General features: G+C 43.7%; 13 protein-coding genes and 1 tRNA gene. All 14 read left to right on the forward strand.

The window, feature by feature from the left end:
* On the forward strand, positions 1 to 830 hold an 830-nt coding region (locus ON073_RS16615; protein ID WP_274763008.1), incomplete at its 5' end, for an elongation factor Tu.
* A gap of 262 nt (positions 831 to 1,092) precedes the next feature.
* The gene (fusA, locus tag ON073_RS16620; RefSeq protein ID WP_274763009.1) at positions 1,093 to 3,174 is read left to right on the forward strand and encodes an elongation factor G; all 2,082 of its coding nucleotides are present in this window, start codon (positions 1,093 to 1,095) and stop codon (positions 3,172 to 3,174) included.
* Between the two features lie 164 nt (positions 3,175 to 3,338).
* Positions 3,339 to 3,415 (forward strand) — tRNA-Trp (locus tag ON073_RS16625).
* Between the two features lie 129 nt (positions 3,416 to 3,544).
* Positions 3,545 to 3,922 (forward strand): preprotein translocase subunit SecE, encoded by a 378-nt coding sequence (gene secE / locus ON073_RS16630; protein WP_274763010.1) that lies wholly within the window; start codon positions 3,545 to 3,547, stop codon positions 3,920 to 3,922.
* 4 nt (positions 3,923 to 3,926) lie between these two features.
* Positions 3,927 to 4,484, forward strand: a complete 558-nt coding sequence (gene nusG / locus ON073_RS16635) for a transcription termination/antitermination protein NusG (RefSeq protein ID WP_274763011.1) — start codon at positions 3,927 to 3,929, stop codon at positions 4,482 to 4,484.
* Positions 4,485 to 4,645: 161 nt separating this feature from the next.
* Positions 4,646 to 5,074, forward strand: a complete 429-nt coding sequence (gene rplK / locus ON073_RS16640; RefSeq protein WP_010387320.1) for a 50S ribosomal protein L11 — start codon at positions 4,646 to 4,648, stop codon at positions 5,072 to 5,074.
* 6 nt (positions 5,075 to 5,080) lie between these two features.
* The gene (rplA, locus tag ON073_RS16645; protein ID WP_038638975.1) at positions 5,081 to 5,785 is read left to right on the forward strand and encodes a 50S ribosomal protein L1; all 705 of its coding nucleotides are present in this window, start codon (positions 5,081 to 5,083) and stop codon (positions 5,783 to 5,785) included.
* 326 nt (positions 5,786 to 6,111) lie between these two features.
* Positions 6,112 to 6,606: a 50S ribosomal protein L10 gene (gene rplJ, locus ON073_RS16650; RefSeq protein WP_274763013.1), complete on the forward strand. Its 495-nt coding sequence runs from the start codon at positions 6,112 to 6,114 to the stop codon at positions 6,604 to 6,606.
* Between the two features lie 80 nt (positions 6,607 to 6,686).
* Entirely contained in the window at positions 6,687 to 7,049 is a 363-nt protein-coding gene (gene rplL, locus ON073_RS16655; protein ID WP_010562297.1) for a 50S ribosomal protein L7/L12, read from the forward strand.
* 267 nt (positions 7,050 to 7,316) lie between these two features.
* Complete coding sequence (gene rpoB / locus ON073_RS16660) at positions 7,317 to 11,342, forward strand: DNA-directed RNA polymerase subunit beta (RefSeq protein WP_274763014.1); 4,026 nt, start codon at positions 7,317 to 7,319, stop codon at positions 11,340 to 11,342.
* Between the two features lie 106 nt (positions 11,343 to 11,448).
* Positions 11,449 to 15,624 carry a DNA-directed RNA polymerase subunit beta' gene (gene rpoC, locus ON073_RS16665; RefSeq protein WP_274763015.1) on the forward strand — a complete coding sequence of 1,392 codons (4,176 nt, stop codon included), beginning with the start codon at positions 11,449 to 11,451 and terminating at the stop codon, positions 15,622 to 15,624.
* 163 nt (positions 15,625 to 15,787) lie between these two features.
* Complete coding sequence (rpsL, locus tag ON073_RS16670) at positions 15,788 to 16,162, forward strand: 30S ribosomal protein S12 (RefSeq protein ID WP_010562300.1); 375 nt, start codon at positions 15,788 to 15,790, stop codon at positions 16,160 to 16,162.
* 100 nt (positions 16,163 to 16,262) lie between these two features.
* Entirely contained in the window at positions 16,263 to 16,733 is a 471-nt protein-coding gene (gene rpsG / locus ON073_RS16675) for a 30S ribosomal protein S7 (protein WP_010562301.1), read from the forward strand.
* A 27-nt stretch (positions 16,734 to 16,760) separates the two neighbouring features.
* The gene (gene fusA, locus ON073_RS16680; protein WP_274763016.1) at positions 16,761 to 18,878 is read left to right on the forward strand and encodes an elongation factor G; all 2,118 of its coding nucleotides are present in this window, start codon (positions 16,761 to 16,763) and stop codon (positions 18,876 to 18,878) included.
* Positions 18,879 to 18,994 lie beyond the last annotated feature (116 nt).

Raw genomic sequence — 18,994 nt, forward strand, 5'->3', positions numbered from 1 at the left:
ACATCCTACTTTCACGTCAGGTTGGTGTACCTTACATCGTTGTATTCATGAACAAATGTGACATGGTTGACGACGAAGAACTACTAGAATTAGTAGAGATGGAAGTTCGTGAACTTCTTTCTGAGTACGATTTCCCAGGTGACGACCTACCTTTAATCCAAGGTTCAGCGCTTAAAGCGTTAGAAGGTGAGAAAGAGTGGGAAGACAAGATCGTTGAGCTTGCAGAAGCACTAGATTCATACATCCCAGAGCCAGAGCGTGACATCGATAAGCCATTCCTAATGCCTATCGAAGACGTATTCTCAATCCAAGGCCGTGGTACAGTAGTAACAGGTCGTGTTGAGCGCGGTATCATCAACGTGAATGACGAAGTAGAAATCGTAGGTATTAAAGAAACTACAACTACTACTTGTACAGGTGTTGAAATGTTCCGTAAGCTTCTAGACGAAGGTCGTGCGGGTGAGAACATTGGTGCACTTCTACGTGGTACTAAGCGTGACGAAGTTGAGCGTGGTCAGGTTCTATGTAAGCCTGGTTCAATCACTCCTCACACGAAGTTTACTTCAGAAGTATACGTACTATCTAAAGATGAAGGTGGTCGTCACACGCCATTCTTCAAAGGCTACCGTCCACAGTTCTACTTCCGTACAACTGACGTAACTGGTGATATCCAATTACCAGATGGCGTAGAAATGGTAATGCCAGGTGACAACATCAAGATGACTGTTGAGCTAATCGTTCCAATCGCGATGGACGAAGGTCTACGTTTCGCGATCCGTGAAGGTGGCCGTACAGTAGGTGCTGGTGTTGTTGCAACTATCGAAGACTAATTCTTGATAGTTAATGCATAAGCATTGAAAAACCCGCGTAAATAGTTACGCGGGTTTTTTTCATTTTTAACATTCGTTGCGGCTTTGTACATAGTTTGAACTACAATTGTTCAAGCTGTAAGCAATCAAATGTATTGGGCTTAATCAAAAATAAGCTAATTTTTGTACATTTTATTGCTGTAAATACGTCACTAACAGATGATGTTGTCATCAACTAGTGTTATACTCCGCGCGAAAAATTTTAATTAATTAGAGTAAAGAAATGGCTGATTTATCTAAGTACAGAAATATCGGTATTTTTGCCCACGTAGATGCGGGTAAAACGACTACAACAGAACGTATCCTTAAGCTTACTGGTAAAATCCACAAAACTGGTGAAGTTCACGATGGTGAATCTACAACTGACTTCATGGAACAGGAAGCTGAGCGTGGTATTACAATCCAGTCAGCAGCTGTAACGTGTGAGTGGAAAGGTCACCGTTTAAACGTAATCGATACTCCTGGACACGTTGACTTCACAGTTGAAGTATATCGTTCACTTAAAGTTCTTGATGGTGGTATCGGTGTATTCTGTGGTTCTGGTGGTGTTGAGCCGCAATCAGAAACTAACTGGCGTTATGCGAACGAGTCCGAAGTTGCTCGTTGTATCTTCGTAAACAAACTAGACCGTATGGGTGCTGACTTCTACCGCGTAGTAGACCAAGTAACAAATGTTCTTGGTGCAAACCCACTAGTTATGACATTACCAATCGGTATCGAAGATGATTTCGTTGGTGTTGTAGACGTACTAGAGAAAAAAGCATACGTTTGGGATGACTCAGGTCTTCCTGAAAACTATGAAGTACAAGACGTTCCTGCAGACATGGTTGACAAAGTTGAAGAATACCATGAGATGCTAATCGAAACTGCTGTTGAGCAAGACGATGACCTAATGGAAGCGTACATGGAAGGTGAAATCCCTTCAATGGAACAAATTAAAGCATGTATCCGTAAAGGTACACGTGATCTAGCGTTCTTCCCAACTTACTGTGGTTCTGCATTCAAAAACAAGGGTGTTCAATTAGTTCTTGACGCTGTTGTTGATTACCTACCAGCACCGACTGAAGTTGATCCTCAGCCATTAACTGATCCAGAAACTGGTGAGCCAACAGGTGAAGTTGCAACTGTTGACGCTGATGAGCCACTAAAAGCGCTAGCGTTCAAAATCATGGACGACCGTTTCGGTGCCCTTACATTCATCCGTATCTACTCAGGTCGCATGAAGAAAGGTGATACAGTTCTTAACTCAGCAACGGGTAAAACAGAGCGTATCGGCCGTATGGTTGAGATGCAAGCTGACGACCGTAACGAAATCACTGAAGCACAAGCGGGTGATATCATTGCAGTTGTAGGTATGAAGAACGTTCAAACAGGTCACACTCTATGTGATCCTAAGCACGAATGTACTCTTGAAGCGATGATCTTCCCTGATCCAGTAATCTCAATCGCTGTTGCACCTAAAGATAAAGGTGGTAACGAGAAGATGGGTATCGCTATCGGTAAGATGGTTGCAGAAGATCCGTCATTCCAGGTTGAAACTGACGAAGATTCAGGTGAAACAATCCTTAAAGGTATGGGTGAATTACACCTAGACATCAAGGTTGATATCCTTAAGCGTACTTACGGTGTAGACCTAATTGTTGGTCAGCCTCAGGTTGCTTACCGTGAAACTATCACGCAAGAAATCGAAGACAGCTACACGCACAAGAAGCAATCTGGTGGTTCTGGTCAGTTCGGTAAGATCGATTACCGCATCAAGCCAGGCGAGCAAAACTCAGGCTTCACTTTCTCATCTTCAGTAGTTGGTGGTAACGTTCCTAAGGAATTCTGGCCAGCAGTTGAGAAAGGCTTCGCATCTATGATGGAAGAAGGTGTTCTTGCAGGCTTCCCAGTACTAGACGTTGAAGTTGAGCTATTCGACGGTGCTTTCCACGCAGTTGACTCATCAGCAATCGCGTTCGAAATCGCAGCGAAAGGTGCATTCCGTCAGTCAATTCCAAAAGCTGGTCCTCAACTTCTTGAGCCAATCATGAAAGTTGACGTGTTCACACCAGAAGACAACGTAGGTGACGTAATTGGTGACCTTAACCGTCGTCGTGGTATGATCAAAGACCAAGAAGCTGGCGCAATGGGCGTTCGCATCAAGGGTGACGTACCGCTTTCAGAAATGTTCGGTTACATTGGTCACCTTCGTACAATTACTTCAGGTCGTGGTCAGTTCTCAATGGAGTTCTCACACTACTCTGCATGTCCAGCAAACGTTGCTGAGACAGTAATTGCTGAACAAAAAGAAAAGAATAAGTAATTAAACTTTTCTAAGTTCTAAAAACCCAGCTTTTGCTGGGTTTTTTATTGGCTAAATTTTAAAAACCTAAAACTGAAATACTGCAAACTTAAGATAATTGAGCAGTGAGCATCTTTTACCCTTGTTTTAAAAGATTTGGTCAGTATAATGGGCTTCCACTTTGCAGGGGCGTAGTTCCAATTGGTAGAACAGCGGTCTCCAAAACCGACGGTTACGGGTTCGAGTCCTGTCGCCCCTGCCACTTTAATTCGAAGTCTAAACCTGATAATTTGTTTTTTTGATTGCTAAGTAAATTATAAAGTTTGGATTTTATGGATTAACCCTGTCTTAGTGACGGGGTTGTTGTGTCTGGTATTAAGGTAAATTAATTATGAGCGCGAATGTAGAAGCTCCATCAAGCTCAATGGATGCATTAAAATGGATTGTTTCAATTGCACTGCTAGCAGGCGCAGTTGTTGGCAATTATATGTTTGAAGACCAATCTGTACTATTGCGTGCAATTGGTGTAGTGGTTGCAATTGCTGCAGGCCTTGGTGTTGCAGCGTTAACGAGTAAAGGTCAAGAATTTATCGCTTTTGCTAAAGAAGCGAAGTTAGAAGTGCGTAAAGTGGTGTGGCCAACACGCCAAGAAACGGTTCAAACTACTTTTATCGTGATGATTGCTACAGTAATCACAGCGCTAATCCTTTGGGGTTTAGACGGCGCATTATTTAGAATTGTTGGCTTTTTAACTGGATTGGAGATCTGATCCCATGGCGGATGAGAACAAAGAAAAGAAACTACGCTGGTACGTAGTACAAGCATTTTCTGGTTTTGAGAAACGTGTTGCTCAAACAATTATTGAGCATATTAAAATCCAAGGTCTTGAAGACAGTTTTGGTGAAGTTTTAGTTCCTACTGAAGAAGTAGTTGAAATGAAATCAGGCCAAAAACGTCGTTCAGAGCGTAAATTTTTCCCAGGCTATGTACTGGTTGAAATGGACATGAATGATGCAAGTTGGCATTTAGTTAACAGCACACCTCGTGTAATGGGCTTTATTGGTGGTACATCAGATCGCCCTGCGCCAATCAGCAAAAAAGAAGCTGATCGTATTCTGAATCGTTTACAAGAAAACGCAGATGCACCTAAGCCAGCAACATTATTTGAGCCAGGTGAAGTGGTACGTGTTACTGACGGTCCATTTGCAGACTTCAACGGCGTTGTTGAAGAAGTAGATTACGATCGTAGCCGTGTAAAAGTATCGGTTCTTATCTTTGGTCGTTCTACTCCAGTAGAATTAGAATTTGGTCAGGTAGAAGCCGACAAATAATTCTTCAAAGATCATATTGAAAAAGGCCGCTGGTTAATCTATAATCAGCGGCCTTTTGTTATCTGGTGATAACAAAAGCAAAGAATTTTTTAATTTGGGAAGCCGCTTGAGTACGTGTCCTCGCACGCACAAGGCTAAGACCCACTAATGAGGTTATTAAAATGGCAAAGAAAGTTGAAGCTCTAATCAAGCTACAAGTTGCTGCTGGTATGGCTAACCCTAGTCCTCCAGTAGGTCCTGCACTAGGTCAACACGGTGTAAACATCATGGAATTCTGTAAAGCGTTCAACGCACGTACAGAGTCTATCGAGAAAGGTGCACCGGTTCCTGTAATCATTTCTGTTTACAACGACCGTTCATTCACTTTTGATATGAAAACTCCACCTGCTTCTTACCTTCTTAAGAAGGCTGCAGGTATCAAGTCTGGTTCTGGCCGTCCTAACACTGAGAAAGTTGGTACTGTAACACGTGCACAACTTGAAGAGATCGTTGAGACTAAACGTCCTGACCTTACTGCTGCTGATATGGATGCAGCTGTACGCACGATTGCAGGTTCTGCACGTGCAATGGGCTTGAATGTAGAAGGGTAATTGAGAATGGCTAAATTAACTAAGCGTATGCGCGTAATCCGCGAAAAAGTTGACGTAACTAAAGAGTACGAAATCAACGAAGCTGTTGCTCTTCTTAAAGAACTAGCTACTGCTAAATTCACTGAAAGTGTTGACGTTGCTGTAAACCTTGGCATCGACGCTCGTAAATCAGACCAAAACGTACGTGGTGCAACTGTACTACCACACGGTACTGGTCGTGAAGTACGCGTTGCTGTTTTCACTCAAGGTGCAAATGCTGATGCTGCTAAAGAAGCTGGTGCTGATTTAGTTGGTATGGACGACCTTGCTGAGCAGGTTAAGAAAGGCGAAATGAACTTTGACGTTGTTGTTGCTTCTCCAGATGCAATGCGCGTTGTTGGTCAACTAGGTCAAATCCTAGGTCCACGTGGTCTTATGCCTAACCCTAAAACTGGTACTGTAACTCCTAACGTTGCAGAAGCAGTTAAAAACGCTAAAGCTGGTCAGGTTCGTTACCGCAACGACAAGAACGGTATTATCCACACTACTATCGGTAAAGTAGATTTTGATGCAAACCAACTTCAAGAAAACCTTGAAGCGTTAATCATCGCTCTTAAGAAGGCTAAGCCTTCACAAGCGAAAGGTACTTTCCTTAAGAAAGTAAGCATCTCTACTACTATGGGTGCTGGTGTTGCTGTAGACCAAGCTTCTCTTAATACTCAAGTAGTATAATTTAGAGAATAGCGTTTACATGGCGCAAAAATTAGACTATAATTTTGCGCCATTTTGTTGAGTTAATAGCTTAACAAAAAACCAAATTCGGGTTGGAGTCTATAATTTCGCACTTGTTTTCAAGTAAAAGCGATAAATTAGGCTTTCGTCCAAGACCGTAGGTGCAAGCCACTTGGTAAGCTTAATTTCCTACGTAGACGGTGTGAATCCCCAGCAAGATTTTTCCTAATCTTCTGGCTCTCGCCGTAAAAAGCACTTCTAATCTTAATTTTGATTAGAAGATGAGTAAACAGGGGCTTGTCCCCATAGAACCAGGAGTAACACCCATGGCGTTAAATCTTCAAGACAAAAAAGCAATTGTTGCTGAAGTTAACGAAGCTGCCAAAGGTGCTCTTTCTGCAGTTATTGCAGATTCTCGTGGTGTAACTGTAGATGCTATCACTGCCCTTCGTAAAGAAGCTCGTGAAGCAGGCGTTTGGATGAAAGTTGTTCGTAACACTTTAGCTAAACGTGCTGTTGAAGGTACTGATTATGAGTGTCTAAATGAGTCACTAGTTGGCCCTAGCTTAATTGCTTTCTCTTCTGAGCACCCAGGTGCTGCAGCGCGTATCTTTAAAGATTTCGCGAAGAAGAATGAAAACTTTGAAGTTAAAACGGCGGCTTTTGAAGGTAATATCGTAAATGCAGACATGCTTGCTACATTACCTACATACGACGAAGCAGTTGCACGCTTAATGAGCGCTATGAAAGAAGCGTCTGCTGGTAAATTGTGTAAAACAATTGAAGCAGTACGTGTACAGAAAGCTGAGCAAGCTGCTTAATTTTAAGCTGTTTTTTGTTCTTTTTCGGTGTAAAGTATTTTTTGAACCCTTAATGGTTCGTAATTATTAGGAAATTTGAAATGTCTGTATCTAAAGACCAAATCCTTGACGCTATTGCTGAAATGTCAGTAATGGAAGTTGTTGAACTAGTTGAAGCTATGGAAGAGAAGTTCGGCGTAACTGCAGCTGCTGCTGTTGTTGCTGCTGGTCCTGCTGAAGCTGCTGAAGAAAAGACTGAGTTCGACGTAATCTTAGCTGCTGCTGGCGGTAACAAAGTTGCTGCAATCAAAGCTGTACGTGGCGCAACTGGTCTTGGCCTTAAAGAAGCTAAGGCGCTTGTTGAGTCTGCTCCTGCACCAATCAAAGAAGGTGTATCTAAGGAAGAAGCTGAAGCACTTAAGAAAGATCTTGAAGAAGCTGGTGCTGAAGTTGAGATCAAGTAATCTAGCTTATGCTAGATTAGCTGCCTGACCAAAAATCAGGCAAGGGCTGGTGAATTTTTATTCACCGGCCTTTTTGCGCTGTAGAGCTCCGGCTTTGCAATCGCACAATAATTAGCTAAGTTGTTTAATTATTAGTTTTGCAACCAACTGATTTTTAATGTTTTTAGCTAATTAAAAAATTGGTGTTGCAGTATTGGCCACAGTGCCAAGTTAGTCTGTTCATTATTATGAGCAGTTGGGTCAAAAGTCAGCAAGCTGAGGAACCCCATGGCTTACTCTTATTCTGAAAAGAAACGTATCCGTAAGGATTTTGGTAAACGTCCACAAGTGTTGGATGTGCCGTTTCTACTGTCTACGCAGTTAGAATCCTTTAAAAAATTCTTAAGTCCGGACGCAGAAGGCAATCACGGCCTTGAAGCAGCATTCCGTTCTGTTTTCCCGATCAAAAGTTACTCGGGAAATTCTGAGCTACAATACGTAAGTTATCGTATTGGTGAGCCAGTATTTGATGTTAAAGAGTGTCAAATCCGCGGTGTGACTTATTCTGCACCATTACGCGTTAAGCTTCGCTTAGTGTTAATGGACAAGGAAGCACCAGGCACAGTAAAAGACATTAAAGAACAAGAAGTATATATGGGCGAAATCCCGCTCATGACCGATACTGGTACTTTTGTGATCAATGGTACTGAGCGTGTAATCGTTTCTCAGCTACATCGTTCACCAGGTGTATTCTTTGATAATGACCGTGGTAAAACACACTCTTCGGGTAAAGTTTTATATAATGCACGTGTTATTCCTTACCGTGGTTCATGGTTAGACTTCGAATTCGATCCAAAAGATAACCTTTTCGTTCGTATCGACCGTCGTCGTAAGTTACCAGCATCAATTATTTTACGTGCGTTAGAATTCTCTACAGAAGAAATTCTAGCAATGTTCTTCGAAACTACGACATTCGAAGTAGCAGACGGTAAAGTATTAATGGAACTTGTTCCATCACGCTTACGCGGTGAAACTGCGATCTTTGATATTAAAGATCCTTCTGGTGATGTGATTGTTGAATCAGGCCGTCGTATTACGGCGCGTCACATCAAACAACTAGAAAAGAACAACGTTACTCAGCTAGAAGTTCCTCACGAGTACATCATTGATCGTGTAATCGCGAAAAACTACATTAACGAAGAAACAGGTGAAATTATTGCAGAAGCGAATGCTGAGCTTTCACTTGAGTTAATGGCAGAGCTTGTTAAAGCTGGCTTTAACAAAATTGATACACTGTATATCAACGAAGTTGATAGCGGTGCGTACATGTCAGAAACAGTACGTGTTGACCCTACAAACGATCGTTTAGAAGCGCTTGTTGAAATTTACCGCATGATGCGCCCAGGTGAGCCACCAACGCGTGATGCTGCAGAAGCGTTATTCGACAACTTATTCTTCTCAGAAGAGCGTTACGACCTTTCTCAAGTTGGTCGTATGAAGTTCAATAGCCGTGTTGGCCACGAAGAAGGCTATGGTGCAGGTACACTAAGTAAAGAAGATATCGTTGCAGTTATGAAGGTTCTTATCGACATTCGTAACGGTAAAGGTGAAGTTGATGATATCGATCACTTAGGTAACCGTCGTATCCGTTCAGTTGGTGAAATGGCTGAAAACCAATTCCGTGTTGGTTTAGTACGTGTTGAGCGTGCAGTACGCGAGCGTTTAAGCCTTGGTGACCTTGATGCTGTAATGCCGCAAGATCTAATCAATGCTAAGCCTATTTCTGCAGCGGTTAAAGAATTCTTCGGTTCATCGCAATTATCTCAGTTTATGGACCAAAACAACCCGCTTTCAGAAGTAACGCACAAGCGTCGTATTTCTGCGTTAGGTCCAGGTGGTCTTACACGTGAGCGTGCAGGCTTCGAAGTACGTGACGTTCACGTAACTCACTATGGTCGAGTTTGTCCTATCGAAACACCGGAAGGTCCAAACATCGGTCTAATCAACTCTCTTTCTACATACGCGCGTACTAACGACTATGGTTTCTTAGAAACACCATACCGTAAAGTAATTGACGGTGTTGTAACTGACGAAGTTGATTACCTATCTGCAATCGAAGAAGGTCAGTTTGTAATTGCACAGGCAAACGCAAACTTAACTGAAGAAAACCGTTTTGTTGATGAGCAAATTCCTTGTCGTCACAAAGGTGAATCAACCTTTATGCCAAACGACAGCATTCAGTATATGGATGTATCGCCACAGCAGGTTATCTCAGTTGCAGCAGCACTTATCCCATTCCTAGAACACGATGATGCGAACCGTGCACTAATGGGATCGAACATGCAACGTCAAGCAGTACCAACATTACGTGCTGATAAGCCGTTAGTAGGTACAGGTATCGAGCGTACACTTGCGAAAGACTCAGGTGTAACAATCGTTGCTAAGCGTGGCGGTGTAGTTGATTACGCTGATGCGAGCCGTATCGTTGTAAACGTAAATGAAGATGAGCGCGTTCCAGGTGAAGCGGGTATCGACATTTATAACCTAACTAAGTACACACGTTCTAACCAGAACACATGTATCAATCAAAAACCAACGTGTATGGTTGGTGAGCCGGTTGTTCGTGGTGACGTACTTGCAGATGGTCCTTCGACAGACTTAGGTGACTTAGCACTAGGTCAAAACCTTCGCGTGGCATTCATGCCATGGAATGGTTATAACTTCGAGGATTCAATCTTACTATCAGAGCGCGTAGTTCAAGAAGATCGTCTAACCACGATCCACATTCAAGAACTTCAGTGTATCGCGCGTGATACCAAGTTAGGTCCAGAAGAAATTACTGCTGATATCCCTAACGTAGGTGAATCTGCACTTGGCAAACTTGATGAATCAGGTGTTGTTTACATCGGTGCTGAAGTTAAAGGCGGTGACATCTTAGTAGGTAAAGTAACGCCTAAAGGTGAAACGCAGCTAACTCCTGAAGAAAAGCTACTACGTGCTATCTTCGGTGAAAAAGCGTCTGACGTTAAAGACAGCTCACTACGAGTACCAAACTCAGTTTCAGGTACAGTAATCGACGTTCAAGTATTTACTCGCGATGGTGTTGAAAAAGACAAACGCGCACTTGAAATCGAAGAGATGCAAGTTCGTGAAGCGAAGAAAGACTTCAACGAAGAGTTCAAGATCCTTGAAGAAGGTATCTTAAGTCGTGCACGTAAGCTACTTGTAGCTGCTGGTGCAGACGAAGCATCACTTGCAGGTCTTGCTGCAGACAAGCTACTAACACAAAGCCTAGCTGATGAAGCACAACAAGGTGAGTTAGAGCAACTAGCTGAACAGTATGACGAATTAAAAGCTGATTACGATAAGCGCTTTGAAACTAAGCGTCGTAAGATCACTCAAGGTGATGATTTAGCACCAGGTGTTCTTAAGATTGTTAAAGTTTACCTAGCTGTTAAGCGTCGTATTCAACCGGGTGATAAGATGGCTGGTCGTCACGGTAACAAGGGTGTTATCTCGACAATCGTACCAGTAGAAGATATGCCTTACGATGACCGTGGTCGTACCGTAGATATCGTTCTAAACCCACTAGGTGTACCATCACGTATGAACATCGGTCAGATCTTAGAGACACACATGGGTCTTGCTGCACGTGGTATCGGTGAACGCCTAGAAGACATGATGAAAGAACAGCGTGAACTTCACGAATTACGAGAATTCATCGCTAAAGCTTACGCATTAGGTGATTGTCGTCAGAAGGTTGATATTGCAAGCTTCTCTGATGATGAAATCCGTCGCTTAGCTGAAAACCTAAAAGGCGGTTTACCAATCGCAACTCCAGCGTTTGACGGTGCAAAAGAAAGTGAAATCAAAGAATTACTTGAATTAGGTGGATACCCTTCAAGTGGTCAGGTAACACTTTATGACGGTCGTACTGGTGATGAGTTTGAGCGTAAAGTAACAGTAGGTTACATGTACATGCTGAAACTAAACCACTTAGTAGATGACAAGATGCACGCTCGTTCGACTGGTTCTTACAGTCTAGTAACTCAGCAGCCACTTGGTGGTAAAGCTCAGTTCGGTGGTCAGCGTTTCGGTGAGATGGAAGTATGGGCACTAGAAGCATACGGTGCTGCTTACACGCTTCAAGAAATGCTTACTGTTAAGTCGGATGACGTTAACGGCCGTACTAAGATGTATAAGAACATCGTAGACGGAAACCACAAGATGGAACCTGGTATGCCAGAATCGTTCAACGTATTGTTGAAAGAGATCCGCTCACTAGGTATCAACATCGAGCTGGAAGAAGAATAAGCCGATTCGGCGCTGCTCAATAAGGAGTTAAGCGCCTTTCGCGAACGAATAGCTGGGGTGGCAACAAGGACCGCCCCCAAGATTAACCTCCTTTAGGAGAGCTAAGGTGAAAGACTTACTTAAGTTTCTGAAGCAACAAAACAAGACCGAAGAGTTTGATGCGATCCGCATCGGTCTAGCTTCGCCAGATATGGTACGTTCATGGTCATTTGGTGAGGTAAAGAAACCTGAGACAATCAACTACCGTACTTTCAAGCCTGAGCGCGACGGCTTATTCTGTGCTCGTATTTTCGGCCCAGTAAAAGACTATGAGTGTTTATGTGGTAAATATAAGCGCTTAAAGCACCGTGGTGTTATTTGTGAAAAGTGTGGCGTAGAAGTTACATTAACTAAGGTTCGTCGTGACCGTATGGGTCATATCGAGCTAGCTAGCCCTGTAGCGCACATTTGGTTCCTTAAATCATTACCGTCTCGTATCGGCTTAATGTTAGACATGACATTACGTGATATCGAGCGCGTACTTTACTTCGAATCATTCGTAGTAACAGAGCCAGGTATGACAACGCTTGAGCGTGGTCAGCTATTAGGTGAAGAAGAATACCTAGATGCATTAGAAGAGCACGGTGACGAGTTCGAAGCTAAGATGGGTGCAGAAGCTGTACTTGATCTACTTCGTGACCTAGACCTTGGTCAGCTAATTGCAGAAATGCGCGAAGAGTTACCAACAATTAACTCTGAAACAAAGCGTAAGAAGATCACTAAGCGTCTTAAGCTGATGGAATCATTCCACCAATCAGGTAACAACCCTGAGTGGATGATCATGACTGTATTACCAGTTCTTCCACCAGATCTACGTCCACTAGTACCACTAGATGGCGGTCGCTTTGCAACATCTGATCTGAACGATTTATACCGTCGTGTAATCAACCGTAACAACCGTCTGAAGCGTCTTTTAGACTTAGCTGCACCAGACATTATCGTACGCAACGAAAAGCGTATGTTACAAGAAGCGGTAGATGCACTACTTGATAACGGTCGTCGCGGTCGTGCGATCACAGGTTCTAATAAGCGTCCACTTAAGTCGCTTGCAGACATGATCAAAGGTAAGCAAGGTCGTTTCCGTCAAAACCTTCTTGGTAAGCGTGTTGACTACTCAGGCCGTTCTGTAATCACTGTAGGTCCTACACTGAAACTACACCAGTGTGGTCTTCCTAAGAAAATGGCACTAGAGCTATTCAAGCCATTTATCTACGGTAAATTAGAACGCCGTGGTATGGCGACTACTATCAAAGCTGCGAAGAAGATGGTAGAGCGTGAAGTACCGGAAGTTTGGGATATCCTTGATGAAGTAATTCGTGAGCACCCGGTTCTACTTAACCGTGCACCAACACTTCACCGTCTTGGTATCCAGGCGTTTGAACCAGTTTTAATCGAAGGTAAAGCGATTCACCTACACCCATTAGTGTGTGCGGCATATAACGCTGACTTCGATGGTGACCAAATGGCGGTACACGTACCGTTAACATTAGAAGCACAGCTAGAAGCACGTGCACTAATGATGTCAACCAACAACATTCTTTCACCAGCGAACGGTGAGCCAATCATCGTACCTTCACAGGACGTTGTATTAGGTCTTTACTACATGACGCGCGATCGCATTAATGCGAACGGTGAAGGTTTAGTATTTAAAGACGCGAAAGAAGCTGAGAAAGCATACCGTACGGGTGTTGCTGACTTACACGCACGCGTTAAAGTTCGTTTAACTGAAACGGTTATCAGCGAAGAAGGCGACAAGAGCGAAATTACACACCTAGTTGAAACAACAGTGGGTCGTGCGATTTTCTCACTAATTATGCCTGAAGGCTTACCATTCGAACTTGTTAACAAGGCAATGGGTAAGAAGCAGATTTCAGGTCTTCTTAACGAGTGTTACCGTCGTCTAGGTCTAAAAGACACAGTAGTGTTTGCTGACCAAGTAATGTACACAGGTTTCCACTACGCGATGAAGTCGGGTGTTTCTATCGGTATTAACGATATGGAAATCCCACCAGTTAAAGCTGAAATCATCGACGCTGCTGAAGCAGAAGTTAACGAAATTAACCAACAGTTCCAGTCTGGTCTTGTAACTGCGGGTGAAAAGTACAACAAAGTTATCGATATCTGGTCACGTGTAAATGAAAACTTATCACGTGAAATGATGGCAAACTTATCAAAAGATACTGTAATCAACGCGGAAGGTGTTGAGGAAGAGCAAGACTCATTCAACTCAGTATTTATGATGGCTGACTCAGGTGCACGTGGTAGCGCCGCTCAGATCCGTCAGTTAGCGGGTATGCGTGGTCTAATGGCACGTCCAGATGGTTCAATCATCGAAACACCAATCACGGCGAACTTCCGTGAAGGTCTAAACGTACTACAGTACTTCATCTCGACGCACGGTGCGCGTAAAGGTCTTGCCGATACAGCACTTAAGACAGCGAACTCGGGTTACCTAACACGTCGTCTAGTAGACGTTGCACAAGACTTAGTAATCAACGAGTCAGATTGTGGTACTGAAGATGGTCTAACAATGAAGCCGCTAATTGAAGGTGGTGACGTTGTTGAGCCGCTACGCGAGCGTGTATTAGGTCGTGTAGTTGCTGAAGACGTATTAAAGCCAGGTACTGAAGAAGTACTTGTTGAGCGTAACGTAATGCTTGACGAAAAACTGTGTGACCTTTTAGAAGAGAACTCAGTGGACGAAGTACGCGTACGTTCAGTTATCACATGTGATAACGACTTTGGTGTATGTGCTAACTGTTACGGTCGTGACCTTGCACGTGGTCACCTAATTAACCCAGGTGAATCAGTAGGTGTTATCGCAGCTCAATCAATCGGTGAGCCGGGTACACAGCTTACGATGCGTACGTTCCACATCGGTGGTGCGGCATCTCGAGCGTCTGCAGAGAACAGCGTACAAGTTAAGAACAACGGTAGCTTGAAGCTACACAACGCAAAATACGTTCTTAACTCAGATGGTAAGATTGTAATCACATCTCGTTCAACTGAAATCACAGTTATCGACGAGCACGGTCGTGAGAAAGAGCGTTATAAAGTACCTTACGGTGCGGTTCTTTCAGTTCAAGATGGTGCTGAAGTTGCTGGTAACGATATTGTTGCGACATGGGATCCGCATAGTCATCCAATCATTGTTGAACACGAATCAAAAGTTCAGTTCAGCGACATTGATGACTCAAATGTAGAGTCGCAAACAGACGAACTAACAGGTCTTACGCGTATGGTTGTTAAAGACCTAGCGAAAGTTAACGCGAAAGAGCCTAAGTTAATCATCGAAAATGATGAGCGCGGTCTTCAAGAAATCCGTATTCCTTCATTCACTACTATTGAAGTGACTGATGGTTCAACGGTTGCCGCTGGTGCAGTATTAGCACGTATCCCGCAAGAAGGTTCGAAGACTCGTGATATCACCGGTGGTCTACCTCGAGTTGCTGACTTATTTGAAGCGCGTAAGCCGAAAGATCCAGCAATTCTTGCAGAAATCACAGGTACTGTTAGTTTCGGTAAAGAAACTAAAGGTAAGAAACGCTTAGTTATTACACCAGAGCAAGGTGATGCGTACGAAGAGATGATTCCGAAATGGCGTCAGCTTAACGTGTTCGAAGGTGAATCTGTATCGAAAGGTGAAGTTATCGCCGACGGTCCAGAGTCTCCGCACGATATCCTTCGACTTCGTGGTGTAACTGATGTTGCTAACTACATCGTAAACGAAGTACAAGAAGTATACCGTTTACAGGGTGTAAAAATTAACGATAAGCACATCGAAACTATCATTCGTCAGATGATCCGTAAGTGCATCATCCTAGACGGTGGTGATACAGAATTCCTAGCAGGTGAACAAGTTGAAGTGGCGCGCGTAAATATCGCAAACCGTGAGCTTGAAGAGCAAGGCAAGATCCCAGCTAAATATGAAATTCAGCTAATGGGTATTACTAAAGCATCACTTGCGACAGAATCATTCATTTCTGCAGCATCATTCCAGGAGACAACTCGTGTTCTTACTGATGCAGCTGTAAATGGTAAGAGCGATGAATTACGTGGTCTGAAAGAAAACGTAATTGTAGGTCGCTTGATTCCGGCGGGTACTGGTTTTGCCTACCACCAAGACCGTATCAATCGTCGCAAACAAGGTGAAAGTGTTGAAGAGCAAACAGTAAGTGTTGATGAAGCATCACAAGCACTAACTGATGCGCTTAATGCTGGCATCGAAGGCGAGCAAGAATAACCTTTATCGTCAATCTGCATGTATAGCCTAAATTTTGGGCTATATGTGCGGTTTATGTTGACAGGTTAAACTTTGCTCATTAAAATTCCGCCACCCTTTTGCTCAGTGGAGTAAAAGGGCGGATTTTTTTCAGTAGTTTAGTTTAATTATTAGGAGCTATTTAATGGCAACTATCAACCAGCTAGTGCGTAAGCCACGTCGCAGCAAGGTTAAATCAAATAACTCAGCTGCGCTTAAGGCTTGTCCTCAAAAGCGTGGCGTATGTACTCGTGTATATACAACAACACCTAAGAAACCAAACTCAGCTCTACGTAAAGTAGCGCGTGTTCGTTTAACGAACGGTTTCGAAGTAACTTCATACATCGGTGGTGAAGGTCACAACCTTCAAGAGCACAGTGTAATTCTTATCCGTGGTGGTCGTGTTAAAGACTTACCAGGTGTACGTTTCCACACTGTTCGCGGTGCACTTGACTGTGCAGGCGTTAACGACCGTCGTCAAGGTCGTTCTAAGTACGGTGCTAAGCGCCCTAAGGGCTAATGGTTCTCCGTTAGTAAGGCCAAGCACTTAAATTTGTAATTAATATTGTTTTGGGGATTCGCTGAAGTAAAGCGGACCTGAAGAAATCGGAGAGATTAAAATGCCTAGAAGACGCGTAATAGGTCAACGTAAAATTCTTCCAGATCCGAAGTTCGGATCAGAGCTTCTTGCTAAATTCGTTAACGTAGTAATGTTAGACGGTAAGAAGTCAACTGCTGAAAAAATCGTATATGGTGCGCTAGACGTGGCTGCTGAGAAATCAGGCAAGTCGCACCTAGAAATCTTCGAATCGGCACTTGAAAATGTTCGCCCACAGGTAGAGGTTAAATCTCGCCGTGTTGGTGGTTCAACATACCAAGTACCAGTAGAAGTACGCCCAGTTCGTCGTAACGCATTAGGTATGCGTTGGTTAGTTGAAGCAGCTCGTAAGCGTGGTGAAAAATCAATGGGCTTACGTCTTGCACAAGAAATGATTGATGCTGCTGAAAACAAAGGCACTGCGGTTAAGAAACGTGAAGACGTTCACCGTATGGCTGAAGCGAACAAGGCATTCGCTCACTACCGTTGGTAGTAAGCTCTTAAGTTTTAAGAGGATATTATGGCACGTACAACTCCAATTGAGCGTTATCGCAATATCGGTATTTGTGCCCACGTAGATGCGGGTAAAACCACCACTACAGAACGTGTTCTTTTCTACACCGGTCTTAGTCATAAGATCGGTGAAGTTCACGACGGTGCCGCAACTATGGACTGGATGGAGCAGGAGCAAGAGCGTGGTATCACGATCACTTCTGCTGCAACCACGTGTTTCTGGAAAGGGATGGACGCTCAGTTCCAAGACCACCGTATCAATATTATTGATACCCCAGGACACGTAGACTTCACTATCGAAGTAGAGCGTTCTTTGCGCGTACTCGATGGTGCGGTTGTAGTACTTTGTGCTTCATCTGGTGTCCAGCCACAAACGGAAACGGTGTGGCGACAAGCAAATAAATATGAAGTACCACGCATGATCTTTGTTAATAAGATGGACCGCGTAGGTGCTGACTTCTTGATGGTAGTTGAGCAGGTTAAGAGCCGTTTAGGCGCTGTACCTGTACCAATCCAACTTGCTATCGGTGCTGAAGACGACTTCAAAGGAGTCGTTGATCTTATCAAGATGAAAGCGATTAACTGGTCTGAAGAAGATCAGGGCATGAGCTTCACTTACGAAGAGATTCCTGCTGACCTTCAAGACCTTGCTGAAGAATGGCGTGCTCACTTAGTTGAGTCTGCTGCGGAAGCAACTGAAGAGCTAATGGAAAAGTACCTAGAAGATGGTGAATTAAGCGAAGAAGAAATCAAAGCGGCAATTCGTCAACGTACTCTTGCGAACGAAATCGTTCCGATGACCTGTGGTTCTGCATTTAAGAACAAAGGTGTACAAGCAGTACTTGATGCTGTGATTGCATTCATGCCTTCACCAACTGAAGTTAAGCAAATCCAAGGTGTTTTAGACGATGGCGAGACAGAAGAAGAACGTCCTGCTGATGATAATGCACCATTTGCGGCGCTTGCATTTAAAATTGCAACCGACCCATTTGTTGGAACGCTAACTTTCTTCCGCGTTTACTCAGGTGTTGTAGCCACTGGTGATACAGTATACAACCCAGTTAAAGCTAAACGTGAGCGTTTTGGTCGTATTGTGCAAATGCACTCAAATGACCGTCAAGAGATTAAAGAAGTTCGCGCTGGCGACATCGCGGCAGCAATTGGTCTGAAAGATGTGACAACAGGTGACACACTGTGTTCACTTGATTCGCACATTACACTTGAGCGTATGGAATTTCCAGAGCCAGTAATTTCAGTTGCGGTAGAACCGCGCACCAAAGCTGACCAAGAAAAAATGGGTATTGCACTAGGTAAACTAGCGGCAGAAGATCCATCTTTCCGTGTCGAAACAGATGAAGAATCAGGCCAGACCATCATTTCAGGAATGGGTGAACTTCACTTAGATATTATCGTTGATCGTATGAAACGTGAATTCAGCGTTGAATGTAACGTTGGTAAACCTCAGGTTGCGTATCGTGAAGCTATCCGCTCAACTGTTGAAGTTGAAGGTAAGTTTGTGCGTCAATCTGGTGGGCGTGGACAATATGGTCACGTTTGGCTGAAACTTGAGCCAATGGACTTTACGGAAGAAGACGCTGAAAACTTCGAATTCGTTAACGAAATCGTAGGTGGCGTTGTTCCAAAAGAGTACATTCCTGCGGTAGAAAAAGGTGTTGCTGAGCAAATGCAAAATGGTGTATTAGCTGGCTTCCCGGTATTAGGCGTTAAAGCGACGTTATATGATGGTTCATTCCATGATGTAGACTCGAATGAAATGGCGTTTAAGATCGCAGGTTCTATGGCATTCAAGAAAGGTGCGCTTGAAGCGAACCCAGCTCTATTAGAACCAGTTATGAAGGTTGAAGTCATCACTCCAGAAGAAAATATGGGTGATGTTGTTGGCGACTTAAACCGTCGTCGCGGTATGATCGAAGGCATGGACGAAGCGCCAGGTGGTCTTAAGCAAGTTAACGCACAAGTGCCGCTTGCTGAGATGTTCGGTTATGCAACAGACCTTCGTTCTGCTACACAAGGTCGTGCTTCGTACTCGATGGAATTCCTCAAGTACGCAGAAGCATCATCAAATGTTGCAGACGCAATTATTGCAGCTCGCGCTGTTAAGTAATTTTAGTTCGGTCCGATTCATGTGGGATCGGACTTTAATTTCTTTATAGGAATTTAAGAAAATGGCAAAAGAAAAGTTTGAACGTTCGAAACCGCACGTAAACGTAGGTACAATCG

It is taken from the genome of Pseudoalteromonas sp. G4 (assembly GCF_028875915.1).
Taxonomy (GTDB): Bacteria; Pseudomonadota; Gammaproteobacteria; order Enterobacterales; family Alteromonadaceae; genus Pseudoalteromonas.

Excerpts from the sequence above, each read along its gene's own strand:
- fusA (WP_274763009.1), top strand. The coding sequence starts at position 1,093 with ATGGCTGATTTATCTAAGTACAGAAATATCGGTATTTTTGCCCACGTA.
- secE (WP_274763010.1), top strand. The coding sequence starts at position 3,545 with ATGAGCGCGAATGTAGAAGCTCCATCAAGCTCAATGGATGCATTAAAA.
- nusG (WP_274763011.1), top strand. The coding sequence starts at position 3,927 with ATGGCGGATGAGAACAAAGAAAAGAAACTACGCTGGTACGTAGTACAA.
- rplK (WP_010387320.1), top strand. The coding sequence starts at position 4,646 with ATGGCAAAGAAAGTTGAAGCTCTAATCAAGCTACAAGTTGCTGCTGGT.
- rplA (WP_038638975.1), top strand. The coding sequence starts at position 5,081 with ATGGCTAAATTAACTAAGCGTATGCGCGTAATCCGCGAAAAAGTTGAC.
- rplJ (WP_274763013.1), top strand. The coding sequence starts at position 6,112 with ATGGCGTTAAATCTTCAAGACAAAAAAGCAATTGTTGCTGAAGTTAAC.
- rplL (WP_010562297.1), top strand. The coding sequence starts at position 6,687 with ATGTCTGTATCTAAAGACCAAATCCTTGACGCTATTGCTGAAATGTCA.
- rpoB (WP_274763014.1), top strand. The coding sequence starts at position 7,317 with ATGGCTTACTCTTATTCTGAAAAGAAACGTATCCGTAAGGATTTTGGT.
- rpsL (WP_010562300.1), top strand. The coding sequence starts at position 15,788 with ATGGCAACTATCAACCAGCTAGTGCGTAAGCCACGTCGCAGCAAGGTT.
- rpsG (WP_010562301.1), top strand. The coding sequence starts at position 16,263 with ATGCCTAGAAGACGCGTAATAGGTCAACGTAAAATTCTTCCAGATCCG.
- fusA (WP_274763016.1), top strand. The coding sequence starts at position 16,761 with ATGGCACGTACAACTCCAATTGAGCGTTATCGCAATATCGGTATTTGT.